This window comes from Limnochorda pilosa (genome assembly GCF_001544015.1).
Taxonomy (GTDB): Bacteria; Bacillota; Limnochordia; order Limnochordales; family Limnochordaceae; genus Limnochorda; species Limnochorda pilosa.
Genome location: NZ_AP014924.1, coordinates 2,331,932 through 2,356,929, shown reverse-complemented (window position 1 = coordinate 2,356,929; position 24,998 = coordinate 2,331,932). Strand labels below are relative to the sequence as shown.

Here is a 24,998-nt window from a genome sequence, read left to right as displayed (position 1 = left end):
CGGGCGATGGCGGTGGTGCACCAGGCGCTCACGCTGCGGCAGTTACGCCAAAGGAACGGTCTTACCCAGGCAGATGTGGCAGCATTCCTCGAGTGTACGAAGCACTGCGTTAGCCAGTATGAGACCGGACGACGCCGCGTTTCGCTTGTGACAGCGCTCAGGCTCGCTGCACTATTCCAGGTACCCATCGAGACGATTGCTTTCCCACGTATTCCTACCGCGTCGAACCGTGATTAATCGTGATTCTCAGAGTACGCGAGGCGGGTGGCTTCCACCGCGGTGCTCTACAACATTCAGCCGAAGGAGGTCTGGTGATTCATGGGACGTCGGTACGTCGCACTGGTCGGATGGCTGTTTCTGGTCCTGCTGGCGAGTTCCCTCACGGCCTCAGCGCAGGTGACCCTCCGCGTCACCGGCTGGCCTTACGAGGTCGACGTCGTGAACGAGAACCTCCAAAGGTTCCAGCAGCAGACGGGGATCAGCGCACTGTTCACGCCGTTCCCCAGTGACAACTACCGCGACCGTATGGTTGCCAGCTTCGTGGGAGGAACGGAGTTCGACGTCGTCTACGTACGGGACAACTTCCTGGCAGAGTGGGCCTCGGCCGGGTGGATCATGCCCATCGACGACTTGCCGGGAGTTCAGAAGTACATCGACGACATGCCGGCATCCATGGTGCACCAGCTTTCGTACAGTGGCCATCTCTATGGTCTGCCCTATTACTCGGGGCTTCGCGTCCTCGCATACAACGCGGAGCACCTGCAACGGGCGGGATTCGAGGAGCCGGCGCGCACCTGGCATGAGCTGCTGGAGCAGGCGCGAGCGATCAGGGCCGGCGGGATCGCCGAGCATCCGATCATCCTACAGCTGAAGAAGGGCATGTACATCACGAATACGCTCGAGGACATGACTGTCTCTCGCGGTGGCGTCCTCTTCGACGATGACCATGAACCTCAGTTTCACCAGGAGGGAAGTGCCTTCAGGGACGCCCTCGCGTGGCTCAAGCGGGCGTTGGCTGAGGGACTGGTCGACGAGGCTTCGCTCAACTCGGACGATCATGACGTGACCCGTGCGCTCTCGGCGGGCACGCACTCGTTTACCATCGTGGCGGACTACGATGTTCGGACCATGAACGATCCGAGCAGCTCCCGCGAGGCTGGCCACATCAGGAACGGGCTGATTCCAGGTACGGATACAGTCCGGAGCGGCACGACTGCCTATGTTCGTCTCTATGCCATCACCACCGCGTCGCGGAACAAGGAGGAAGCGTGGAAGCTGCTTCAATTCCTGGGGGGCAGGGATGCGACCGGTGAGTACTACGTCCCCAAGCGTTGGGCGATCGAGTTTGGCTTGGGCTTCGCCTACGACTCGATGTTCGAGGATCCTGAGATCGTGGCGGCGCTCGGCACCTGGAGCGACCTCGACGCCTGGCGCGAGCAGGCGAAGTACACGGTGGGTCGGCCGTATCGCTTCACACCGTGGTTCGCGGAATGGGACGTCTCGGCGTGGGACGTCTTCCAGAACATCCTGACCGGGAGATCGGACGAGGGGCAGTCACTCGAACGGCTGGCCGACGAGTGGACCGATCTGCGGGAGGAGTACTGGTAAGCCTGGGTACGGCGGCCGGCTTGCGAGCCGGTCGCCGCGCCCTTTCACAGTGGGAACCTTGCTTGCCTGCCAGAGGAGGGAGACGGAGCTCATGAGGGAGGCCATGGTGGGCCGCGTGAACCGGTCCGTACCGATTACGGAGCGAAATGCTGGTACGACCGGGCTCCTTTTCATGTCGCCCGCGCTGATCATCATCCTTGCGACCGTCCTCTTCCCAATAGCGTACGCGTCCTACCTGAGTCTCCACCGCTGGAATCTCAAGCGGCCCATGCACCCCTTCGTAGGGCTAGAAAACTACGGAGACATCCTCCAGGATCCTCGCTTCTGGGGCTCGCTTCAGACCACGCTCGTCTTTGCGGCCCTGTCGGTGGCGCTCATCATGCTGGTGGGTTTTCTCCTGGCGCTCCTCCTGAACGAGCGCTTCAAGGGCCGGGGCGTTCTCCGGGCGATGCTGCTGATCCCGTGGGCCATTCCGCACGTGGTGAACGGCCTCATGTGGAAGTGGTTGCTGGACCCGAGCTACGGGATCGTGAACGGCATGCTCACCCAGTCAGGGGTGATCGGCACCTATCGGTCGTGGCTGACGAGTATGCCAAGCGCCATGGCGTGGAGCGTTTTCGCCTATGCGTGGAAGGACGTTCCTCTGGCGACGATCCTGATCTTGGCTGGCCTCCAGACCATCCCAGGGGAGCTCTATGAGGCCGCCACCGTGGACGGGGCGGGCCGCTGGCAGCGGCTGCGCTCCATCACGATTCCATCACTCCGTCCTACCCTCCTCGTCGTGCTCATCTTTGAGACGATGTTCGCTCTGAAGGTGTTCGACATCATCTATGTGCTGACGGGTGGGGGTCCGGGAAACGCCACAACCGTGCTGGGATGGATGATCTACAACGATACGTTCGTCCGCCTGAGCTTCGGCAGCGGCAGCGCCCTGGCCATCGTACTGGGGTTGATCACCCTGAGCATTTCGGTCTTCTACTTCCGCCTGCTGCGTGGCGATGGCAAGTAGTGGACAGAGCGAGCGATCTGAAGACCTCGCTGGACTCTAGGGGTTGCGGAGGTGGGACGGTTGCGTGTGAATCTGCGGTGGAGCAGAGTGGCGAAGGTCTCGCTGCTCTACCTTGGAGCAATGCTGGCATTCGTCTACCTGACCGGGCCGTTCGTCTGGCTGGTATCGTCCAGTCTCCAGACGGAGACGGCTCTGCTCTCCGTCCCTCCCAAGTGGATTCCCAACCCAGTGAGTTTGGAGAGCTACGCAGGTCTTCTGCGGGGTGCCCTCACAGGCGAGACCGCCGGGACGGCCTATCAGGTGCGGATCTTTCCCCGTTCCCTCTTGAACAGCTTGATCGTGGCGGCCAGCGTGGCCGTGGCCGCGGTGGCTGCCGGTGCTTACGCGGCGTATCCTCTGGCCCGGCTCCGGTTTCGGGGGAAGAATGCCGTGATGTTTCTCATCCTGGGCACGCGCATGATGCCGGCGCTGGCGATCGCCGTCCCTTTCTATCTGGCCGCCCGGTTCGTGGGGATGCTCAATCGACTGGAGACGCTGGTGATCATCAACCTCTCCTTTATCCTTCCATACGTCATCTGGCTGCTGCGCGCCTACTTCCAGAGCATTCCGGAGGACCTGGAGGACGCCGGCCGGATGGACGGATGCACCCGAGGGCAGGTAGTGAGGCTCATCATCCTACCGCTTTCGCTACCAGGGTTGGTGGCCGCGGGCATCCTCGCGTTCATGCTGACCTGGGGGGAGTTCTTCTTTGCCCTCATCCTTACGTCTTCCGAGGCCGCGTACACGAGCACGGTGGTGGCGGCCATGTTCGCCACCGACGTTGACATCGACTACGTGGCCATGATTGCCGCCGGGGTGCTCTCGGTCATCCCGCCGGTGCTTGTGGCGCTCACCTTTCAGAAGTACATCGTGAGCGGCCTCCTGGCCGGTAGTGTGAAAGGGTAGGGTGAGACGCATGGGGGAGGCGATGGCCGTAGACCTCGTTTCGTGGCTGCAGGAGCACCGGGTGATCAACGCATCCGGCACCATGACCGACCTCGGCGCCTCCTCGGTTCCCGAGGACGTCGCGAGGTTGGTGATGGAGTCTCTGCGCTGTTTCGTAGACATGCATGCGCTGCAGGCGATGGCCAGCTCGGTGATCGTGCGGGCCACCGGCGCCGAAGCGGGCTGCGTCACCGGGTCTGCCGCCGGGGGCGTCGCCGTGGCGGTGGCGGGGTGTATGACCGGCAGCGACCTGGGGGCGATCGAGAGCCTACCGGATACCTCTGCCCTGAGTCGCAGAGTCATTATCCAGAAGGGCCACGTGGTGAACTTCGGCGTGCCGATCTCGCAGGTGATCCGGCTCACTGGGGCAGAGGTGCTGGAGATCGGGAGCGCAACCGACTGCAGGCCCTACCAGCTCGAGCATGCCCTCGACCGGGAGACGGCGGCGGTCGTCTACGTCGTCAGCCACCACACCGTTCAATCCGGTCTCCTGCCGCTGGGGGACGTAGCGCGCATCGCGCGGCAAGCTGGCGTTCCGGTCATCGTGGATGCCGCGTCTGAGTACGATCTCAGGTCCTTCATCGGCCTGGGCGCGGACCTGGCGGTCTACAGCGCGCACAAGTTCCTGGCTGGGCCGACAGCGGGCATCGTAGCCGGCCGAAAGGACCTGGTGCGGGCCGCGTACCTGAACCAGGTACGGGGCATCGGGCGGGCTATGAAGGTGGGTAAGGAAGGCATCGTCGGAGCCGTGGCCGCCCTGGAGCGCTGGCTTGCGCTGGACCACGGTGCGCAGCACGAAGCCGAGTATCGGAGGGTTCGGGAGCTGGGGGAAGGCATGGAGCGAATCCCGGGCCTGAGGGCCGTGGAGGTACCGGATCCCACGGGGAACCCCATCACGCGGGTCCGGGTCCACCTGGACGGGCCGAACCCCGGCCGAGCGGCCGCGGCCTTGGCCCAGGCCCTCCGGACGGGCTCCCCGCCGGTGGCCGTACGGGATCACCACGTAGACCTGGGATACTTCGAGCTGGACCCCTGCAACCTCCTGGAGGGCGATGTTCCGGTGATTCTCGAACGGATGGCGCAGAGCGTGCGCGAAGGTGTACTCAAGGAGTCCCCGTCACCGGCGCCCGAACCTGTCGTGCCTGGCAGGCTGGGCCCGAGGCGATCCACCTATACGCCAGACGGCCTGCCCTGCGTCGACGTGGGACAGGTCCCGTGGGCAGGGCAGGGGATACCGCCAGGTGGGAGGGAGCAGGCGCTCCTGGATTGGCCTGACGCTTACCTGGGTGGGATGGGTGACGGTGGAGAGTCTCCGGGGAGCTGACCCCCGAAGTTCCTACGGCTCCAGAGAGACGATTCAGCTTCGGGCAAGTGACGGGGGGCGGAAGGAGTATGGGCAGGGTCCTGATTCGTGGTGTCAAGCCTGCGTTGCCGGCGGAGGGGGTCGCGGATAGGGTCGTCGACGTCTCCATTGCGGCGGACGGGCGTATCGAACGCGTCGGACCTGCGATCGAACCCCAGGCGCAAGAAATGCAGGTCGACGCTGAAGGAGCGTACATCTCGCCAGCATGGGCGGACCTGCATACCCACATCTACCACGGTGCGACCGATATCGGCGTGCGGGCCTCCGACGCGGGGCTGGCCCGGGGGGTGGCCACCCTCGTCGACGCAGGCTCCGCCGGCGAGGCCAACGTGGAAGGATTCCTGGAGTTCGTGACTGGCCGGAGCACGGAAGAGGTTTATGCGTTCCTCAACGTCGGATCCATCGGTCTCGTCGCATGCAACCGGGTGAGTGAGCTGACCTCGGTTCACTCGATCGATGCGGACCGGCTGCTCGACGCGGTCGACCGTCACCGCTCGGTCATCCGCGGCCTGAAGGTGCGGGCGAGTCACGTGATCCTGGGTGACTGGGGCATCACGCCTGTCCGCGTCGCCAAGCAGCTGAGCCGGATTGCGAGCCTGCCCCTGATGGTTCATGTTGGCGAGGCGCCGCCCCTTCTGGACGAGGTGCTCGATCTGCTGGACGAAGGCGACGTGGTTACTCACTGCTTTCACGGCAAGCGGGGTGCAAGCATTGGCGAGGATGACCGGCTCTTCCAGGCGATGGTGGACGCGGCTGGACGGGGCGTCCGCCTGGACGTGGGTCATGGAGGTGCCTCCTTCTCCTTTTCCGTAGCCAAGCGCGCCCTGGACCGCGGCCTCGTACCCTACACCATCAGCACGGACCTGCACCAACACAACATCGCAGGGCCGGTGTGGGACCTGGGTACGACCATGTCCAAGCTGCTGAACCTGGGCATGCCCCTGACTGGGGTGCTGGAAGCGGTGACCTTTCACCCCTGGAGGATCCTCGGATTGGGTGAGCGGGCGGCAGGATGGCTTCGGGCAGGCACGCTTGCCCGCTTCACCCTCTTCCGGATCGAGGAAGTCTCCCTCGAGGCTCCGGATAGCGCCGGTGGCCGTGAGCGCTTGTCTCGTTTCATCCTACCCCGGTACACCGTCGTAGGCACCGAGGTCGTCGAAGCCTCGAGCACCGGACATGAGGCGCTACGCTCGCGCCGGGATGGAGCGAGACGAGAGAACGACAGATGAGCGGGAAGCTGCTCGGGGAAGGCGGTGCGGGTCCCCATGCGGTGGGGTGAGCAGACGAGCAGGGAGTTGAGCGCTCTGGGAACGGGTGAGACCATCGCTATCCTGCCTGTCGGGGCGCTGGAACAGCATGGGCCTCACCTGACGACGGACACGGATGCATTCCTTGCTCAACACGTTGCCGAAGAAGTCGCGGAGCGGGCGCGGGATCTGCACCTGCTGGTGCTTCCTGCCCTTTGGACGGGATTCTCACCGCACCACCTCCGGTTCGCCGGGTCGGTCAGCCTCAGGAGCGAGACCCTGGTGCAGGTGATCACCGACCTCTGCGAAAGCCTGAACCTCCGGGGGCTCCGCAAGGTGCTCCTGCTCAACGGCCACGGAGGAAACGTTCCCCATCTGCAGGCCGCGGCTGCCCGGGTGTCCTCAACCCGGGGGATGCTGGTGGTCGTAACGAGCTACTTCGACGGACTGGGGCCGATGATCGCAGAGACCTGCCGCGATCGGCCAGCGGACATCGGGCACGCCGGAGAGGCCGAAACGTCTCTGATGCTGGCCGCGTGCCCCGAACGAGTTCGGGAGGCGGTGCGTCGCGAGCTCCCGGAAGTCCCCCGCCCGCCGGACCCGCCCCAGGGATTTGTCTTCAGAGATTTCGCTGCACTCACGACGAGGGGTTACTTCGGATCTCCAGCCCGGGCCACCCGCGCGACGGGGAGCCGGTTGATGGAGGCGGCGATCGAGCATGTGCATGCGGTGATCCGGTGGATGGCTGCGGAGAGGGTCCGCTTCATCGTGCGAATGAGATAGCCCTGCAACTGCAGCGGTCCGCGGCAGCCGCAGGGGAGCACCCGCGAGCGGACCCGCTACGCTTCGACCTCCGCAATCATCTCGATCTCGACTGGGATTCCGAAGGGGAGCTCGTTGGCGGCTACAGCGCTGCGGGCGTGGCGCCCGCGCTCCCCGAAGAGATGCTCGAGCAGCTCCGAGGCCCCATTGATCACGAAGGGTTGACGCTCGAAGCCAGGGGCGCTGTTCACCCAGCCCAAGAGCTTGACGATCCTTCGGACGCGCTCCAGGTCCCCGACCTCGGCCTTGAGGACGGCCAGGGCGTTCAGGATCGCAAGTCTGGCTGCTTCGCGCCCATCTTCCTCCTTGAGGTCGCTTCCCACCTTGCCCCTGTAGGCGGGCTGGCCGTCCCGGATCGGGCCTTGCCCTGAGATGAAGACCAGGTTGCCCGCCCGCACGGCCGGCACGTACGCCGCCATCGGGGCAGGCGCCTCCGGGAGGCGGAGGCCCATCTCCTGAAGTCTCGCTTCGACTGCCATCTCGGCACCACTCCTTAGCAGCCCATCTGAGCGGATGTCCTCGGTCACACAACCAGGTCTCGGGCGAGATCTGTCGAAAGGATAGGGCACAGAGCACTTCCGTGACTGCGAACCGCATCAGGTCGACCTCGTGCCGCCCCTACCTCAGGACTTGCTGCCCGAGGGACAGAGTGCCTGCGCGGTTAGGCATCACCTCTCCGAGTTGGACGGACCTGTGCTGAACTCCTCTGCGCGTGGTCTGGCGGACACCGCGTGATGAACCGACGACGTGGTGGCCGGGTGCCGACAGCTCTGGCAGATCGAACGGATGAACCGGCAGCTCAAGCACACCGTCGATATCCGCACTGTCTTCCACCGCCTGGAGGACCGGATCGGGGTGTACGGCAGAAGGACATGCTCGGGTAGCGAGGCGAGCCTGAGCGAGATCGCGCGCGAGATCGACGCGAACAAGAGTACGACGCGCAGGATACTCAAAGCCATGGTGGCGACGGGCTTCGTCATCCAGGATCCCGTGCAGAGGACGTACCGGCCAGGGCTCGTGCTCTTCGAATTGGGCCAGGTGGTGGCCGAGCAGATGGAGATCCGGAAGGCCGCTCATCCCATTCTCAAGATGCTCTCGGAGGTGACCGAGGAGACGGTGCATCTGAGCGTGCTGGACAACGGCGAGGTCTTCTGTCTGGACAAGGTGGACAGCCCGCAGCCGATCCGCCTTGTCTCGAAGATAGGTGCCCGTGGCCCCGCCTACGCCACGGGCAGCGGCAAGGCACTCCTGGCCTACCTGGACGACGAGTCGCTGCAGCAGCTTTTGAAATCGCGTCCGTTGGAGTCCAGGACGGAGCGAACCATCACCGACGTCGCCCGCTTGATGGAGGAGCTGGAGACGGTTCGCGAACGGGGTTACGCGCTGGATGACGGCGAGAGCCAGGAGCAGGTCCGCTGCGTGGCAGCGCCGGTGCACGACTACACGGGGCGGGTGATCGCGTCGATCAGCGTCACCGGCCCTGAGGCGCGGCTTCCCCTCGAGCGCCTGAGGTCCTTGAGCACCCACGTGAAGGCGGCGGCCGAGGAGCTGTCGAGGCGGTTGGGATTTGGAGGTCGGGAGAAGGCTGTCCGTGAATGACGCAGCCGGTCCATCGAGATCGGCCGCGGGAGCGAGGAGGGGTCCGTGGTGCGGATCGTTGACTGCAAGGTCATCTTCCTGTCCTACGAGTACACCGAGGCCGAGCGGTGGACCTGGTCTGGCGGGGTGGCGCACGGACAGACGGCGTGTCTGGTCCAGGTCCAGACGGATGCCGGGCTGAGCGGCCTGGGCGAGATCAACCCGGGGCCGCAGGCGCCGCGGGTGGCCGAGGCGGCCGTCGACGCCTTGAAGGCGTTCATCGTCGGCGAGGAACCGTGGAACATCTCTTCTCTTTGGGCGCGCATGTACAAGGGCAGCATCGTCTGGGGGCGCCGCGGTGTTGCCGTGAGCGTCATGGGCGGCGTGGAGATGGCCCTCTGGGACCTGGTGGGTAAGGCCCTGGGAAGGCCCGTCTACGAGCTCCTGGGCGGAAAGGTCCGCCGAAGCATCCGAGCTTACGCCAGCGGTGGCGTCAACTTCGCGAAGGGCCAGCTGGAGGATGAGCTACGAAGCTATGTGGACCGCGGCTTCACCGCGGTGAAGGTCCGCATCGGCGCGCCCACCCTCGATGCGAACCTCCGGGTGGCCGAGCGCGCTCGCTCGGCGATCGGCGACGCGGTGGACCTCCTCCTGGACGCGGGCCAGGGATATGTAGCCAGGCCCTGGAGCGTCCCCGAAGCCGTTCGGGTTGCCCGGGCGCTGGAGCGTTACGCTCCCTTCTGGCTGGAGGAGCCCTACCTGACGGACGAGCCGGAAGGGTACGCCGCGATCCGGCGCGAGAGCTCCATACCCATCGCGGGTGGAGAGAACGGCGCGCAGATTCACACCCAGATCCTCTCCGGTCACGATGCGTGATCCCGAGGGTGGGCAAGGGTCCCCGAAGCATGGCTGCCAGCAGGAGAAGCCGAAAGGGAGGACGAGAGATGCGGCGTATGAGCGGTATCTGCCCGGCGCTTGCTACCCTGTTCAACAATGACGGGTCGGTGGACCTGGCAGGCGTCCGTGCCCTGGCGTCCTGGCTGGTGAGCCGGGGGGTGGACGGCCTCTACATCGGCGGGTCGACGGGTGAGTTCGCACTCCTCGAGGAGGGCGAGCGACGGACGGGCGATCACCGAGGCGGTGCTCGAGGAAGTACGCGGCCGGGTGCCCGTCTTCGTTCAGGTGGGTGCCATCCGAACCAGCACGGCGGTCACGCTGGCACAGCATGCGCGAGACGCAGGCGCCGACGGCGTGGCTGCGATCACACCCTACTACTACGGATACTCGTCGGCCGAACTGAGTACGTACTACGGGGCCATCTCCCACGCGGCAGGCGAGAGCATGCCCGTCTACCTTTACGATCTCCCCGCGCGCACGGGTAACCGCCTGAGCGCCCAAGTGGTAGGGCGCCTGGCCGCTTCCATCGCGAACGTGGTGGGCATGAAGGACAGCTCGGGCAACCTGACGGCCGTCTCCGAAGTACTGGCGGCCACCCAGGACGCAGACTTCGACGTACTGCAGGGCGCCGACGAACAACTCCTGCCCGCCCTGAGCATCGGCTGCAAGGGCAGCGTCAGCGGGCACGCCAATGCCTTCCCGGATCTGTACGTCCACCTGTGGGAGGCCTTCCGCTCGGGAGACCTGGAGGCGGCCCGTTCCTGGCAGCGGGACGTCGCCCGGGTCGCGCATGAGCTGGGTTACGGAAGCGTGCCCGCCATCAAGGAAGCGCTCCGAGCCCAAGGATTCGGCAACGGTCTCTGCAGACCCCCGCTCTTGCCCTCCGACGAGGAATCCAGGCAGGGCATCCAGGCGCTCTGCCGTGAAATGGCAAGCCGGCTGGGCTCGTAGGGGGGACGCGGTCGCTGAGGCACAGAGCCAGGGAGAGGGGCGTGAAGACGTTCGCTCGGCCGCGGTTCAGACACCTCCGGCTGTTTCGGTGAAAGCTCCACGCGAGATGGAGCTTCGCGGGAACGCGGGCCTGTACCTCTGCCGGTGGCCGGGAGGCAGGGAAGGGAGCATGTGGAACCAATAGCTCGAGGCCCTTCTTGCGACCTAGACGGGCTGCTCTCTGGCTCTCGATGTCGTTGATGCGGCTGAGGCCGATCCTACTGCTGCCTCGGGTGAGGGATGGTCTCCACGGGAACGACGCCCGAACGCTACGCCGGACTGGACATTGGAACCACCTCGGTCTCCTGCGCTGTCGTCGACACGGCCGCCGGCCAGGTTCTCCGGGCGTGGAGCAGACCGCATGGCGCCGAGCTGCCCCAGGCCTTGCCGGACGAACACCTCCAGGATGCCCATCGTTTGCTGGTGGCGGCCCGCTCCTCCCTCGACGAGGCCTTGGACCGGTACGGGCCCTTTCGGGGTATCGGTGTCACGGGGCAGATGCACGGCATCCTTTATGTGGATACCGATGGAAGGGCGATCAGTCCGCTTTACACCTGGCTCGACGCTCGGGCGAGCCGCACGAGCTCGGACGGGCGCCCCTACCACCAAGTCCTCGAACAGCTCACGGGCCGGAAGGTGGCCGTGGGCATGGGGGCCGCCACCCACTTCGTAAACCTGCACATCGGGGCGGTTCCGCCCGGTGCTCGGGGCGTTTGCGGCATCTCTGAGTACGCAGCCATGCAGTTGGCCGGAACGCGCGCCCCCGTGACGGATCCCACCCTGGCTCACGGACTGGGGCTCTATGATCCGAACAGGGGCGACTTCGACCCACAGGCCTGGGCGAAGCTGGGGGAGCCCTTTCTGGCACTCCCGGAGGTTGTAGCCCAGGGGCGAGTCCTCGGCCGGTATGAGGGCCGGATCCCGGTCTGCACACCCCTGGGCGATAACCAGGCTAGCTTCTTGGGAAGCATTAGGGAACCAGCTCGCTCGGCGTTGGTAAACATCGGCACGAGCGCGCAGATCAGCTTCCTCAACAGTCTGATGGGGGAAGAGGAGTGCAGGTTCGACACCACCATCGGCCTGGAGCGGCGCCCCTATCCGGACGGCCGGGTCCTCTACGTGGGCGCGAGTCTGACCGGCGGGAAGGCCCTGGAACGCTTGGCTTCTCTCATTGGGGAGATCATCCGGGTCGCCGGGGGGACGGTAGACGATCCCTACCAGATCATGGCTGCCGTGCCCTCTGCAGTTCCCGAACCGTTGCTAAGGGTGGACACACGCCTGGCGGGCTCCCGCGTCGATCCCGATGTCCGAGGCTCCATCGGGAACATCACTCTGCAGAACTTTACCCTGGGCCACCTGGTGCACGGCTTCTGCCAGGGGATCGTGAACGAGCTCCATCAGTTCTGGGTGGGTTCCGGAGTCGACGTGACCTACGGACAGGCGCTGGAGTACTTGGTGGGGAGCGGCCATGCGATTCGAGCCAACCGAATTCTTCGGGAGCATATGGCGGCTGCCTTCGGCAAGCCGCTCCTCGTACCTATCTACCGGGAGGAGGCGGCTGTAGGGGCGGCCCTGCACGCCGCGGCCATCGTTGAGGCGCGACAGCACCACGACCTGGCCCGGATGGTTGTTACCTACGGGGAGCCGGGGGGCGCGGATCGGTAAGGCTTGACACGCAAGAGGGACCCGGGCATTGGGGGCTCCTCTGCTGGGCGCGGGCGCTGCTGCCTGCTGGTTCCGGGATTGGCAGGATATCCCGGAACCGTGTGGAAATAGCATTGCGGAGGTTAATCGATTACGGGAGAACGATTACCTCTCGGGAGCGGACCTATGGATCGGCAGCAGCGACGTCCTAACCCCACCATGCGTGACGTGGCGCGAAAGGCCGGCATTTCCACCGCCACCGTCTCACACTTCCTAAACGGGACACGGCAGGTGTCGGCCGCGACCTCCCAGCGGATCCTTGCGGTCATGCGCGAGCTGAACTACCGGCCTAACCTCCTGGCTCGAAGCCTTCGCAGTCGGGAGTCGCGCACCGTTGGGCTGGTCATTTCCGATATCTCCAATCCATTCTTCCCGGAGGTCGCGCGTGGCTGCGAGGACGCGCTCGCCGGGTACGACTACAGTCTCATTCTTTGTAACACTGACGAAGACCCGGTCAAGGAAGACCATTACCTGAGCGTCCTGTGGAGCAAGCAGGTAGACGGGATCCTTCTGGTGCCGACGGCAGGTCAGCATGCAACCTTGGGCAGAATGCTGGCCGCTGGCCTGCCGGTGGTCTACCTCGACCGGGAAGTGACCGCCGCGCCGGCAACAGCGGTCATGTCCCAAAACCGTGAGGGCGCGTACGAGGCGACCCGCCTCCTCCTGGAACGGGGACATCGCCAGGTGGCCATGATTACGGGGAAGCAGGGGCTAAGCAGTACCGCCGAACGGGTGGCCGGATACCGGGACGCTCTGGCGGATGCGGGCATCGAACCCGTGGAGACATGGCTGCGCTGTGGGGACTCCGACGAGCGGGCGGCCCGCGAGGCGACGCTGGCTTTACTGGTGGAACTGCCTGAGGTGACCGCCATCTTCGCTGCGAACAACACCATGACCGCCGGGGTCCTGCGAGCCCTGGAGCAGGCAGGGCGGCGGGATACCGTGGAAGTGGCAGGGTTCGACGACGTGGGATGGTTCGGACTTCAGCTCAATCCCGTTGTGGCCGTAGTTCAGGCTGCCTACGACCTCGGGCGGATCGCCGCCGAGGAGTTGGTGGCTCTCTTGAAAGGAGGGGACCGAACGCCTCGCACCATCCGCGTGCCCGTGGAGGTCTCGGCGAACGAGGCACGCGCGGAGAGTCGGGTAATGGGCGGAGGCGCGTAAGGAGCGGGGACGAAGCCATTGCATCTGGCCGTGGGTGCAAGTGAATCTCAAGCATGGAAGGAGCGAGCAACGTGAGGCAACGGGGTAAGGCGCTGTCGGCTCTCCTCCTCGTGACCGCCCTGGCGACGGTTCCGGCGTGGGCGCAAGATGCTGCCCTCGAGGAGTGGGGGGACCAGGTTCGCAGCCGCCTCGGCGGAACCACCATCACCGTGGGGGCCCAGACCCATCCGTCGACGGAGGCGTTCCAGGCGATGGAAGCCGAGTTCGAGGCACTCACCGGCATCCAAGTGGAGTGGGACGTCATGGAGGAGATCTACCTCCACGACAAACTCCTAACGGAGCATACGGCCCGCACGGGGCGTTACGACGTGGTGAGCATGGACGTGACCTGGATCGGCGAGTTCGCCGCCAAGCAGGTCGTCGATCCGCTGGACGCGTACCTGGCCGACCCCAACAAGACACCGGCGTGGTTTGACTACGAGGACATCGTTCCTGCCTACCGGGATGGGCTCGGCTCCTACGACGGGAAGGTCTACGGCATTCCGTCTGCGGGCGAGTCGGCCTTCGTGGCGTACCGCCAGGACCTCTTCGACAAGTACGGCTACGACCCGGCCCGCATCAAGACCACCGACGACCTCCTGGAGGCGGCCCGCTTCTTCGACGAGAAGGAACCCGGGCTGTCGGGCATCTCCATGAGAGGGCGGCGCGGGCACCATCTGGTCTACGGTTGGTTCCAGTTCCTGTACCCCTACGGGGGCAGGGTGCTGAAGCCGGGCACGACCGACGTGGTCGTCAACTCCCCGGAGGTCGTAGAGTCGCTTCAGTTCTACCTGGACCTGATGAAGTACGCACCAACGGGCATCGAGAACTTCTCCCACGAAGAGGCGACCACCAGCTTCATGCAGGGCCAGTCGGCCCTCTGGTTCGACGCCACCGCGCTGGCTCCGTGGATTGAGGACGCCGAGCGGAGCATCGTCGCCGGCAAGGTTGGCTATCTGCCCCCGCCGGCAGGTCCCGATGGAGCCTACGGTGCCGTTGCCGGCTGGAACCTGGCCCTCTCCGCCCAGTCCCGCAACAAGGATGCGGCGTGGGCTTTCATCATGTTCATGACCAGCCGCGCCAACGCGGAGGAGTACGTGAACCGGGGCGGCGTGGTGACTCGCCTCTCGATCCTGGACGACCCGGACTTTGTTGAGCGCTATCCGTACTACCCGCAGATCTCCGCTTCGCTGGACCTGGCCAACAGGCTGGTGGAGCAGGGAGTGGACTGGCGGCCGAGAATGCCTGAGTGGCCGAGGATGGGTGAGATCCTGGGCCTTTACGGCTCTCAGGCCCTGGTCGGGCAGATCTCGGCGGAGCAAGCAGCGGAGCTGGCGGCTTCGGAGATTCAGGGGCTTCTCCGCCGCCGGTAAGCGGGAAACGCCTTGCATCCCCGGATTGATGCGGGGATGCAAGGCTCGATCGAAGAACGCCGCGGGGCGGGAGATGGCCTGCCCGCTCCGCGGTACCGTTCCACCGGGCCAAAGGAGAACTCCTTGGAGACGAGAGCCGTGAAAGGGAACCAGGTGCGATCGAACTGGCGCCAGGCGGCGCCCTGGGTGCTGCCGGCGGTGGTGGTGCTCTTCGTGATCACCATCCTGCCGACGCTCTTCCTGTTCTACACCTCCCTCCACCACTGGGAGCTGGGCTACCCGTGGGAGGCACGGGAGTTCGCAGGGCTGGTCAACTTTGTCGACCTCTGGAGTGACCGGCAGTTCCTCCAATCCCTGCGCACCACGGCCATCTACGTGGTGAGCACGGTGGGTGTCGAATTGATCCTTGGCTTCGCCCTGGCGCTCTTCCTTTCCCAGCGCCGACTTTGGGGGAAAGGCGTCCTGGTTGCCACGCTGGTCATTCCCATGACGGTGACGCCCTCCATCGCCGGGCTCATCTGGCGTCTCTACTTCAACCCCAACTACGGCATGGTCAACTACTTCATGGGGACCCTCGCCGGGGTGGAGCCGAACTGGTATGGAGCCGACCTGGCCCTGGCCAGCGTGGTTCTGGTCGATATCTGGCAATGGACGCCCTTCGTGGCCCTCATCCTTCTGGCAGGGCTGAGTGCCCTGCCACGAACGCCTTACGAGGCGGCCCTGGTCGACGGGGCCAGCGGGTGGGCCACCCTGCGCTACATCACGCTGCCCCTGCTGCGGCCCATCATCCTCGTGGCTCTGATCCTCCGGTCCATGGACTCCCTGAAGATGTTCGACGTGGTCTTCTCGCTGACGGGAGGCGGGCCGGGCAACGCCACGGAGGTCCTTTCCATGCAGGTGTACCGGACGGGCTTCTACCAGACCGGTTGGGTGGGATATGCGTCGGCCATGGCCATGATCCTGCTGGTTGTGATCATTCTGGTCTCCCAGCTCTTCGTGCGGGTGCTGGGCAGCCGGAGGGAGGTCGAAGGCGTATGAGCCCGATCGCTCCCAGAGCTCGAGCCCGTGCCGTCCAGCCGGCTCTCTCCCGGCGACCGCGGGCCGGCAGGGTGATGACCGGTGCGGTCAACGAGCTGGTCAGCCTGCTGGTGCTCCTCCTCTTCCTGGGGCCGTTCCTCTGGATGGTGGTCATGTCGTTCCAGACACGCACCCAGATCTTCGCACGCCCGCCGTTGATCTGGTTCCGGCCCACCCTGGCGAACTACACGGACCTGATGAACCGGGGTGTCTTCCTGGACTACCTGCAGAACAGCCTGGTGGTTGTGGTCCTTACAGTGCTGGTCAGCCTGGCGTTCGCGATTCCCGCTGCGTATGGTTTCGCCCGCTTTCGATTCCGCCGCCGGGAGGATCTGGCCTTCTGGGTGCTGAGCATTCGCATGGCGCCGCCCATCGCGGTGGTAATCCCCTACTTCCTCATCGGAAGCTTCCTCGGCATCCTCGATACGCGATTCGTGCTCGTCGTCGCCTACCTCTCCTTCAATATCCCATTCGCAATCTGGATGATACGGGGCTTCATCGAGGATGTGCCGGTGGAGGTGGAGGAGGCGGCCCAGATCGACGGGTGTAGCCGCTTTCAGGCCCTGCGGCGGGTCACCCTCCCCCTGGTGGGCGGCGGCATTGCGGCCACGGCCATCTTGCTGGTGATCCAGTCGTGGAATGAGTTCGCCTTTGCCCTCTTCCTCACTACCACCGAGGCCCGGACCCTTCCCACCATCGTCACCCAGTTCCTCACCTTCCAGGGCGTCGTCTGGGGAGAGATGGCGGCCGCGGCCAGCATCACGGTGATCCCCATCGTGATCTTCGCCATCCTGGTGCGGAAGCAGCTGATCACGGGGCTTACCTTCGGGGCCATCAAGGAGTAAGGGCCAGGAGGGCGTTCATCCCGGGGGCGTCACCGCCGGAGCAGAACACCCCCAGGCGCACGATCCCCCCGTCTACTCCAGGACAGCCTGCAGCTTCATGGTCTCGGCTTTCCCCACCTGCTGGATCCAGTGCTCGAACTCATCCAGTTGGAAGGTGTGGGAGATCAAAGGCTCAACCCGCACCGCGCCTGAGGCCAGCAGCCGGAGGGCGGGCGCCAGGGTCTGGCGGAGGGAGAAGGAGCCGATGATCTGCAGGTCGCGCCTGTAGACGTCGTACGGCTTCAAGCGGATCTCCGCATCGGGCGGGCAAACACCGAAGTAGAGGATCTTCCCGCCGTCGCGCACGTACCGGGGGAGTCTCTCCACCACGGCCGGCACGCCGGTGGCATCAGCCACCAGGTCGAAACGGCCGTGCTCGGGTGCCAGCTCCTGGAGGCCATCGGCATCCACCAGGGTCGCGTCGGCGCCCAGCTCAAGTCCGATCTCCAGCCGACGGTGGTGCAGGTCGACCAGGGTTGCCCGGGCGGCCCCGGCGTGCTTGAGGGCTTGCATCAGGAGCAGGCCCATGGGGCCGGCTCCGAAGATGAGCGCATGGCTGGCCGGTTCAAGCCGCAGCAGGTTGAGGCCGTGGACCACACAGGCGAGAGGCTCGGCCATGGCCGCCACCTTGAAGGGCAGGTCGCCGATGAGATAGGCGTTGGTCAACTTCACCGTGGCCAGCTCGGCAAAGCCGCCGTTCAGGGTGACGCCGTAAGCCTCCAGGTTGGGGCAGAGGTTCTGGCGATTCTCCTTGCAGGCCGGGCAGGTGCCGCAGGGAACGTTGGGATCGACGGCCACCCGACGCCCCACCCAGGATGGGTCGACGCCGTCGCCGGCGGCCACCACCGTCCCTGCGAACTCATGACCCGGCACCACGGGGTAACGGGCCGGGAAGTTCCCGTGCAGGATGTGCACGTCGGTGTGGCAGATGCCGGCGGCTGCCACCCGGACCAGGACCTCACCGGGACCGGGCGTTGGATCGGGCAGCTCTACCATCCGCACTTCACCCACCGCAGGGAATTGGACTGCTTTCATGCTGGGTCATCTCCTCCTGGGTGCTCAGGCACCGACGGTCAACATCACCTTGAGGGCCGTCTCTTTCTGGTTGATGGCCACCGAAAAGGCCTCCATCACCTGGTCCATTGCGAAGCGGTGGGTTATGAAGCCCTCGGTGGAGATGGCCCCGCTCTCCATGAGACGGATGGACGCGTCGTAGTCCTCGCGCCGGTACATGAGGGTCCCCACCAGCTCCAGCTCCCGGTCCTGGACCAGGTGCATGGGAACGGAGAGCCGTCCGGCCGGGACGCCCACCACCACGATCCGCGTGCCCTTGCGGGCGATCTCGACGGCGGTGTCCAGGGTGGGCTGGATGGCCACACAGTCGAAGATCATGTCGGGCAGCTCGCCCTTCAGCAGGCGCCGGAGCTCCTGCTGGAGGTCGGCCGTGGCGTTGTTTACCACGTCGGTGAAGCCCAGGCCACGGGCTCGCTCCAGCCGGCTGCCGAGCAGGTCGACCACGATGATCCGCCCGGCTCCGAACGCCCGGGCCGCCTGCGCGGTCACCAGACCGATGATACCGGCCCCCAGGACGAGGACGTTCTGACCCGGCTGAAAGCCGCCCTGCCGGATCGCGTGGACGCCCACCGCCACGGGCTCTACCAGTGCCGCCCGCTCCGCGCTCCAGTGGGCCGGAACGGGGAAGACCTTCTCCGACGGGACCACCATGTACTCGGTCATGGCGCCGTCGTAACCGACGCAGCCGATGACCCGAAGGTTCTCGCAGATATTGTAGCGACCGGTACGACAGTTGTGGCACGTCCCGCAAACCAGGTTGGGCTCCACGGTGACCAACTGGCCCGGCCGCAGCTCCTCCACACCGGGGCCGACCTCGTCCACTTGGGCGCCGATCTCGTGACCCAGCACGATAGGCGGGTGGACGAAGGGGTGCTCGCCGGCAAAGGCATGCATGTCCGACCCGCAGATGCCCACAGCCAGGGGCTTGATTCGAACCTCGCCCGGCCCTGGCTCGGGCACGGGTCGATCCTCCACCACAATGGAACCTATCTCGCGAAAGAGCGCTGCACGCACTGGAATCCCTCCATTCGGATCAGGCCTCAGCCTTCGGCCGACGCCGAGGGCCTCTCTTCTTGTTCCGCTTCGCCTGCTTCGAGTCGGGAGCTGGCGCCATGGGACTGTCCAGGCTCCCGTCCTGCATTCTCGCTTCCCCTCGGGGAGATCGGAGCTCCACGATGTTCCGATGTTCGCCGGGACCGCTGCAGGAGGGCGGTGGCCGTCTCCCGATCGGTAACCAGCGTGTTGATGTGGCCCGCCTCCCCGGCCGCCAGGATGGCGGAGACCTTTCGGAGCCCGCCGGCCACGGCCACCACCCGCGGAACCCTGTGGAGGTGCTCCAGCTCCATGCAGATGAGCCGGCGATCAAAGTCGGTCACGATGGGCTCACCCGAGCGGTTGAAGAAGCGAGAGCACAGGTCCCCCACCACACCCTGCAGCTCCAGGTCGATGATGTCCTGGCTGGAGAAGTGCGTGGTGCGCAGGAGCGGGGACTGTTCGATGGCGGCCCCAATGCCGACCACCGCCACGTCCAGCCGCTCCCAGAGCTCCAGCACTCGCCGGATCATCTCCTGCTGGGAGAGGACCTGGCGGGCTTCCACCGTCTCCACCAGGAAGGGGGCCTCCAGGGGGACCCAGCGGGCCCGCAGTTTCTCCGCGAAGGCGCGGGCCAGCTCGTTGGAGCGGAAGGCCGGGTCGGATGCACCCATGCCGCCGGTGACGGGTACCACCAGAAGGTCGCGCCCTGCCGCGGGGGCTAGGTTCTGAACGGTCCGGTAGACGGTCTGGCCCCACCCCAGGCCGACCAGATGCCCGTCGGCCAGGATCTGCTCCAAGTAGCGGGCCGCGCGCTCACCGATGATGTCGGCCAGCTCGGCCGGATCCTCCGAGGAGGTGGGGGCCACCACTGCGTCCTGGAGTCCCAGAGCGGTACGCAGCTCCGAGGCCATCTCGTGGGAGGTCCCCATGGGATCCGAGATGCGGATCTCCACGATCCCTTCGTGGCGAGCCCGCTGCAGGAGGCGGTTGACGCGGACGCGACTCATCTTCAACCGGGAGGCGATCTCCTGCTGGGTGAGGCCCTCGTCGTAGTAGAGGCGGGCCAGGGTCACCATGAGCTGCAGTTCCCGCTCCCGGGGTGTCAGGTCGCCCGGGCTCATCGCGATCCCTCCCTTCATCCCCGCCGGGTCATCAAGCTCGCAGAGCCCTGGCAAGCGCGTCCAGGGTCGCGACATAGGTTTCGATAGAACTCCTGGTACGCCCTCTCCTCTTCGGACGTGGCCTGACAGACCGTGGAAGCCTGGTCGTCCATGGGCGGGGGTTCACTTGCATCCACAGGCTGTCCCGGCTGGGGCCGCCTACGGCCCGCACCCGGAGCCGGCCCTCCTCGCCGGCGGCTCCCGCCGCGCGGAGGCGCTCCAGGAGCCGCCGAGTTTCGAAGGCCAGGCCCTCGACCATTCTTCCGGTGCCAGGCCTTCTCAGGACCGTCCTGGTGGATGGGGGTGGGGGTGGAAGCGTAACCCACCCGGTGCCCCGTGAGGGTGAAGGCGGCTGCCTTGCACTGGGTGGTCCCCACGTCGATGCCCAGCATAAGCCCCTCGCCCATGACGTCGTCTCCTTCGTCACCGGGTCGCCGCGATGCCGGCCATGCCCCGGAACCCCGTCACAATCCACTTCCTGGCCAGGATGGCCAGCACCAGGGACGGAATGGCCGCCAGCAACCCGGCGGCTGCCATCTCCCCGTACTTCACCTCGAGCCCAACCGTCATGAAGGACGATAGGGCCACGGGCAGGGTGAAGTTGACCGTGGTCAGGATGAACGCAAAGAAGAAGTCGTTCCACGTGAAAATGAAGGCCAGGATGGCTGCCGCGCCTACGGCGCCCCTCGCCATGGGCAGGGCGATGTACCAGAAGGCCTGCAACGGGCTACAGCCGTCCACCCGGGCCGCATCGTCCATCTCCCTGGGAATGCTCCGGAAGAAACCGATGAGGAGCCAGATCACCAGCGGGAGATTGATGGTGAGGTAGGTGATACCGAGGCCTGTGAGAGTATCCAGCATTCGGAACTTCATCCAAAGGTAATAGTATGGGATGATCACCGCCACCGGGGGCAGCATCCGGGTGGAGACGATCCAGTACTCCAGGTCGTTCTGGCGCCACCAGCGGAAGCGGGCCAGGGCGTAGGCAGCCATGGTGCCCAGAACGATGGCGATGGCCACCGATGCTACTGATACCATGAACCCCCGGGTGATGGGGCCCCAAATGTCCTGATGGACGAAGAGCCACTCGAAGTTGCGCAGGATGGGCTTGAAGATGAACCTAGGCGGGATGATGGTGATGTCCACCCGCCGCTTGAACGCCATGGTGACCATCCAGTAGATGGGGAAGTACAGGACGATCAGGTACCCCAGGACGAGGAGCCTGGCCCCCACGTCGCCCCAGCGTAGCCGGCCCCGCCTTTGGGGGGCGGGAACCGTTGATTCCCGTGCCACGGTCCACCACTCCTTCTCAGCCGGCATCCGATCGTACACCACCCGTGTGCTTACCCGACCGCGGTCCACCCGGTCGGCACCCTGGCCGGGGTGCACCCAGGTGGGCTCGGAAAGCCGCTCGCTCAGTAGAGCTCCTCACCCCAGCGCATGGCGCGAACCCAGAGGGTGGTGATGATGAGGGTGAGCACCAGCAGCAGGATCGCGGCGGCAGTGGCCGACGAGATGTCGCCGGCCTCGGCGATGCCCATCTTGTAGGCGTAAAGGTCTACGGTCTCTGTCGCGAGCCCCGGTCCTCCCTTGGTGAGGACGTAGACGTAGTCGAAGGTCCGCATGGCGTCGATGGTTCGGAAGATGACCGCGATGGTGATGAACGGCTTCAGGAGGGGCAGGGTGATGCCGCGGAAGGTCCTCCAGGCCGTGGCGCCCTCCAGTTCCGCGGCCTCATAAGGCTCTCGGGGGATGGTTCCCAACCCTGCCAGCAGAATCAGGATGATAAAGGGCGTCCACTGCCAGATGTCGACCATGGCCACCGAGAACAGGGCCACATCGGGGTCTGCGAGCCAGTCGACCAGAGGGAGCCCGACGATCCCCAGGAAGTAGTTGATGACCCCCACCAGCGGGTCGAGGAGCACGTTCCAGACCAGCGCGGCCACCACTTTAGGAATGGTCATGGGCAGCACGACCAGGGTAACGAGCCAGCTCTTGCCGGGGAAGGCCCGCTGGATGAGGACGGCCATGGCCAGGCCCAAGAGGAGCTCCACCGCCACCGAGATGATCACCAGCTCAAAGGTGACGGCGAAGGCGTGCAGGCCACGGCTCGTGGTGAGGACTCGGACGAAGTTGTCCAGACCCACGAAAGCAGTGCCAAGGTTCCTCGTCAGGTAGACGTCGTGAACCGCGATGTAGATGGCATAGAACAAGGGCACGAAGGCGATGACGGCCAGGACTGCCAGGGGGATCGCGAGGAGAAGCCGTGGCTTCTCCTCGCGCCCGCCCGTTGGCCGCCGCAAGAGCCTGCCTGCTAGGGATGTGTCGGTGTCCTGCGGCACCATGGGCATCATCGTCGCTCCCTAGAACTCGTAGGGTCTGGGCTTGCCGTAGTCGCCGGTCCGCTTGAAGAGGTCCTCCGTGGTCTTGACGGCCTCATTCAGGGCCTCCTGAGCCGGCCGCTCGCCCGCGATGACCTGCTGCACGGCGATGCCGATCGCGTCACCCATGGAGCGCCAGCCGGGGAAGAGTGGCCGGTGGTTGGGGTTGGTGATCTCCCACGACTCCACGGTGGAGGCGATCCACTCGGGATGCAGTGACCGCGCGAACTCGGGGCTCTCCAGAACCGACGTGCGGGTCTGGCTCACGATACCCGCTTCCAGCGAATCCATCTGCATCTGAGCACTGGTGGCCCAGCTAATGAAAGCTGCCGCGGCCTTCTTCTCCACGTCGGAGCGGGCGCCCACCGAGCTGATGGCAAAGCCGAGAGCGTAGTTGCCCGGGAAGCTACCCTCGGGGCCGGCGGGAACCACTGCGTAGCCGATGTTGCCGGCAATGGCCGACTTGTCGGGGTCCTCTATACGGGTGTAGAAGTTGTTCGCGTCGATGATCATGGCCACACGGCCGGACGTGAAGGCCGTCTGGACGTTGTCCCAGCTATAGCCGGCCACTCCGGGAGGTCCGTACTCCTGCAGGAGGCGGGCATACTCCTCGGTCGCCTTGACTCCCGCCGCGTTGTTGAAGATCGGGCGGGATTGTTCGTCAAGGAACTCACCTCCGAACGCCCGGAACCACGTCGCCCAGGTGTAAACGTTCATCCCGTTCCCCCGGAGGCCGCGCATGGCCAGGCCGTACAGGTTGGGGGGACGGGTGAAGTGGGCTGCGGCCTCTTCCAGCTCCTCAAAGATCGTGGGTACCGCAATACCTTCTTTCTCGAAGAGGTCCTTGCGGTACATGAGCTGGGTGATCTCCGCATAAACGGGCGCCGCGTAGAGGACGTCGTTCCAGGAGAAGAGCCCGTGGACGGAGTCGGGGATGTCCGCGAGGTCGTATTCGGGGTCGAGGTACGGTGCCAGAGGTACGAGCCACCCAGCCTGGGCGAACTCAGGGATGAAGACGCTGTCGATGGCCACCACGTCGAACTGCCCGGCACCGGTGCTGAGGTCCTGGACCTCCTTCTCCCGGAGCTGCTGCTCGGCGTAAGTGACGACGGTCACGTCGATACCCGTCTGCTTCTCGAACTCAGCCAGGCGGGAGACGATGTAGTCGGTCTCGGAGAGCGAGCGAAGGGCGACGGTGACCTTGGTGCCTGAAAGGGAGTCCTGAGCCGCGACACCGATCGTGCAGCCAGCGATGATCACGACGGCGACGGCTACAGCGAGCCAATGCCCAAGCCGTTGCATAACGCAACCAACCCTCCCTGAGGTTTCGAAGTTTAGGAGGTAACTCCCAGTTAACGTTACCCCTCTGTACATTTGTTGTCAACACTTGATGCACAAACGCTAAGATACATTTGATCGAGATGAGCTACGGTGATACACGCCCCGGTCCGCCCAGGATTCCTCAGGGTCGGGGAGAACCCCCAGCCCTGGGTGACATAGGGTGGCCGCTCGGTTTTGCCGTCAGCGGGGCAACCTCCGCCTGGGCACCGTCCTCCCCATGTTGCCGGGGATTCCCATGATCTGGCTTGCCATCCTCCGGGTGCTGTAGCGCCGGGGAGGCGCGGTTGCCCGCGCCGGCGCCCATCGGGCAGCCTGAGGTCGACGCGGTGTGGCTCGGGCTGAGACGTGCTCACCGGGGCGGGGGCGTGGTTCCTTCCCAGGGGAAGGAGCAGAGGTGGTCCAGGAGCGCTGCCACCTGGGGTGGGAGGGGGTCCCGGTCCGGGAGCAGGACGTACTTGTGGCGGATCATCTCGGGGAGCCCCTCCACCTCGAAGATACGCAGGTTGCCTTCCTTCATGGCGTTCAGGGCCGCGGGCCAGGGGATGAAGGCGACGCCCATCTTCATCCGCACGTACTGCAGGATGAGCGCGACGTTGTCCAGCTCCATGGTGATCTCGGGCTGGAGGCCTGCATCGGCCAGGACCTGGTCCAGGTACTGGCGGTGACCCACGTCCGAGGAGAAGGCGATCAGGGGCGCCCGGTCCAGCCAGGCGGCATCCAGCGGCTGGGGGCGGTGGCTGAGCCAGTGGTCCGGGTGGGCGGCCAGGACGAGGGTCTCGTCGAAGAGGTGGACCCCCCGGACCGCGGGTGGGACCGAATCGCAGGTGGTGATGGCCAGATCCAGATCGCCTGAGACGACCTGGTCCAGCAGGGCGGCCCGGCGCCCCGTCTTCACCAGGAGTCGGACGCTGCGGTGCCGGCGCCGGAACTCGCCCAGGGCCCTGGGCAGGGTGACCAGGGCGGTGGTGACGCCGGAGCCGATCCGTACTACCCGCTGGCTCGCCTGGGCCGCCTCGTTCACCTCCAGCAGCGCCTCCCGGCTGAGGGAGAGGAGCCGCTGGCCGTAGAGGGCGAAACGCTCCCCGGCGGGGGTCAGGTGAACGCCCCTCTTGCCCCTCTCGAGCAGGGCGGTGCCGCACTCCTTCTCCAACCGGTGGATCTGACGGCTGACCGTGGGCTGGGAGACGAAGAGTCGCCGGGCCGCGGCGGTGAAGCTGCCCGTCTCCACCAGCGCCTGGAAGGTCTCCAGTTGTGCCAGGTCCATCTCG

Annotated in this window: 23 protein-coding genes and 1 pseudogene; 16 read left to right on the top strand and 8 right to left on the bottom strand. The window is 65.6% G+C overall.

Features of this window, described 5'->3' with window-relative positions; all coding sequences use genetic code 11:
- The first annotated feature begins 6 nt into the window (after window positions 1-6).
- From LIP_RS20550 to LIP_RS10350, 7 genes are all read left to right on the top strand, one after another.
- Window positions 7-237 (top strand): helix-turn-helix transcriptional regulator, encoded by a 231-nt coding sequence (locus tag LIP_RS20550; RefSeq protein WP_082726164.1) that lies wholly within the window; start codon window positions 7-9, stop codon window positions 235-237.
- An 81-nt stretch (window positions 238-318) separates the two neighbouring features.
- The gene (locus LIP_RS10375; RefSeq protein WP_068137827.1) at window positions 319-1,608 is read left to right on the top strand and encodes an ABC transporter substrate-binding protein; all 1,290 of its coding nucleotides are present in this window, start codon (window positions 319-321) and stop codon (window positions 1,606-1,608) included.
- Window positions 1,609-1,699: 91 nt separating this feature from the next.
- The gene (locus LIP_RS10370; protein ID WP_068137825.1) at window positions 1,700-2,617 is read left to right on the top strand and encodes a carbohydrate ABC transporter permease; all 918 of its coding nucleotides are present in this window, start codon (window positions 1,700-1,702) and stop codon (window positions 2,615-2,617) included.
- A 66-nt stretch (window positions 2,618-2,683) separates the two neighbouring features.
- Window positions 2,684-3,562, top strand: a complete 879-nt coding sequence (locus LIP_RS10365) for a carbohydrate ABC transporter permease (protein ID WP_231699419.1) — start codon at window positions 2,684-2,686, stop codon at window positions 3,560-3,562.
- Between the two features lie 22 nt (window positions 3,563-3,584).
- Complete coding sequence (locus LIP_RS10360) at window positions 3,585-4,925, top strand: aminotransferase class V-fold PLP-dependent enzyme (protein WP_082726626.1); 1,341 nt, start codon at window positions 3,585-3,587, stop codon at window positions 4,923-4,925.
- 68 nt (window positions 4,926-4,993) lie between these two features.
- On the top strand, window positions 4,994-6,193 hold the full coding sequence (locus LIP_RS10355) for an amidohydrolase/deacetylase family metallohydrolase (protein WP_082726163.1): 1,200 nt from the start codon (window positions 4,994-4,996) through the stop codon (window positions 6,191-6,193).
- Window positions 6,194-6,229: 36 nt separating this feature from the next.
- A complete protein-coding gene (locus LIP_RS10350; RefSeq protein WP_068137819.1) occupies window positions 6,230-6,994 on the top strand; it encodes a creatininase family protein in 765 nt (254 codons plus the stop codon).
- A gap of 56 nt (window positions 6,995-7,050) precedes the next feature.
- Here the strand turns inward: LIP_RS10350 and LIP_RS10345 are convergent, their stop codons facing one another.
- Entirely contained in the window at window positions 7,051-7,512 is a 462-nt protein-coding gene (locus LIP_RS10345) for a RidA family protein (protein WP_068137816.1), read from the bottom strand.
- Between the two features lie 307 nt (window positions 7,513-7,819).
- Here LIP_RS10345 and LIP_RS10340 point away from each other — a divergent pair, with 307 nt between their 5' ends.
- The 9 genes and pseudogenes from LIP_RS10340 (at window position 7,820) to LIP_RS10305 (ending at window position 16,700) form a co-directional block, all read left to right on the top strand.
- Window positions 7,820-8,632: an IclR family transcriptional regulator gene (locus tag LIP_RS10340; RefSeq protein ID WP_144440428.1), complete on the top strand. Its 813-nt coding sequence runs from the start codon at window positions 7,820-7,822 to the stop codon at window positions 8,630-8,632.
- 48 nt (window positions 8,633-8,680) lie between these two features.
- Window positions 8,681-9,487 carry a mandelate racemase/muconate lactonizing enzyme family protein gene (locus tag LIP_RS10335; RefSeq protein WP_068137809.1) on the top strand — a complete coding sequence of 269 codons (807 nt, stop codon included), beginning with the start codon at window positions 8,681-8,683 and terminating at the stop codon, window positions 9,485-9,487.
- A gap of 29 nt (window positions 9,488-9,516) precedes the next feature.
- Window positions 9,517-9,669, top strand: a pseudogene (locus LIP_RS20545) (hypothetical protein); the annotation flags it as partial.
- A 28-nt stretch (window positions 9,670-9,697) separates the two neighbouring features.
- A complete protein-coding gene (locus LIP_RS10330; RefSeq protein WP_082726161.1) occupies window positions 9,698-10,459 on the top strand; it encodes a dihydrodipicolinate synthase family protein in 762 nt (253 codons plus the stop codon).
- 279 nt (window positions 10,460-10,738) lie between these two features.
- A complete protein-coding gene (locus LIP_RS10325; protein ID WP_068137805.1) occupies window positions 10,739-12,163 on the top strand; it encodes a sedoheptulokinase in 1,425 nt (474 codons plus the stop codon).
- A gap of 165 nt (window positions 12,164-12,328) precedes the next feature.
- Window positions 12,329-13,366, top strand: coding sequence for a substrate-binding domain-containing protein (locus tag LIP_RS10320; RefSeq protein ID WP_082726160.1), 1,038 nt, complete (start codon window positions 12,329-12,331; stop codon window positions 13,364-13,366).
- A 71-nt stretch (window positions 13,367-13,437) separates the two neighbouring features.
- A complete protein-coding gene (locus tag LIP_RS10315) occupies window positions 13,438-14,778 on the top strand; it encodes an ABC transporter substrate-binding protein (RefSeq protein WP_068137802.1) in 1,341 nt (446 codons plus the stop codon).
- A 138-nt stretch (window positions 14,779-14,916) separates the two neighbouring features.
- The gene (locus LIP_RS10310) at window positions 14,917-15,816 is read left to right on the top strand and encodes a carbohydrate ABC transporter permease (protein ID WP_068137799.1); all 900 of its coding nucleotides are present in this window, start codon (window positions 14,917-14,919) and stop codon (window positions 15,814-15,816) included.
- A complete protein-coding gene (locus LIP_RS10305) occupies window positions 15,813-16,700 on the top strand; it encodes a carbohydrate ABC transporter permease (RefSeq protein ID WP_198409500.1) in 888 nt (295 codons plus the stop codon). Before LIP_RS10310 ends, LIP_RS10305 begins: the two co-directional genes overlap by 4 nt.
- A gap of 72 nt (window positions 16,701-16,772) precedes the next feature.
- Here the strand turns inward: LIP_RS10305 and LIP_RS10300 are convergent, their stop codons facing one another.
- The 7 genes from LIP_RS10300 to LIP_RS10270 form a co-directional block, all read right to left on the bottom strand.
- Window positions 16,773-17,774 (bottom strand): zinc-dependent alcohol dehydrogenase family protein, encoded by a 1,002-nt coding sequence (locus tag LIP_RS10300; RefSeq protein WP_082726157.1) that lies wholly within the window; start codon window positions 17,772-17,774, stop codon window positions 16,773-16,775.
- 24 nt (window positions 17,775-17,798) lie between these two features.
- On the bottom strand, window positions 17,799-18,827 hold the full coding sequence (locus LIP_RS10295; protein ID WP_068137790.1) for a zinc-dependent alcohol dehydrogenase: 1,029 nt from the start codon (window positions 18,825-18,827) through the stop codon (window positions 17,799-17,801).
- Between the two features lie 26 nt (window positions 18,828-18,853).
- Window positions 18,854-19,969 (bottom strand): sugar-binding transcriptional regulator, encoded by a 1,116-nt coding sequence (locus tag LIP_RS10290; protein ID WP_068137786.1) that lies wholly within the window; start codon window positions 19,967-19,969, stop codon window positions 18,854-18,856.
- Window positions 19,970-20,431: 462 nt separating this feature from the next.
- A complete protein-coding gene (locus LIP_RS10285) occupies window positions 20,432-21,301 on the bottom strand; it encodes a carbohydrate ABC transporter permease (protein WP_158509635.1) in 870 nt (289 codons plus the stop codon).
- 122 nt (window positions 21,302-21,423) lie between these two features.
- On the bottom strand, window positions 21,424-22,311 hold the full coding sequence (locus LIP_RS10280; protein WP_068137779.1) for a carbohydrate ABC transporter permease: 888 nt from the start codon (window positions 22,309-22,311) through the stop codon (window positions 21,424-21,426).
- Window positions 22,312-22,371: 60 nt separating this feature from the next.
- On the bottom strand, window positions 22,372-23,691 hold the full coding sequence (locus LIP_RS10275) for an ABC transporter substrate-binding protein (RefSeq protein WP_068137776.1): 1,320 nt from the start codon (window positions 23,689-23,691) through the stop codon (window positions 22,372-22,374).
- A 388-nt stretch (window positions 23,692-24,079) separates the two neighbouring features.
- Window positions 24,080-24,994: a LysR family transcriptional regulator gene (locus LIP_RS10270; protein WP_068137772.1), complete on the bottom strand. Its 915-nt coding sequence runs from the start codon at window positions 24,992-24,994 to the stop codon at window positions 24,080-24,082.
- Window positions 24,995-24,998 lie beyond the last annotated feature (4 nt).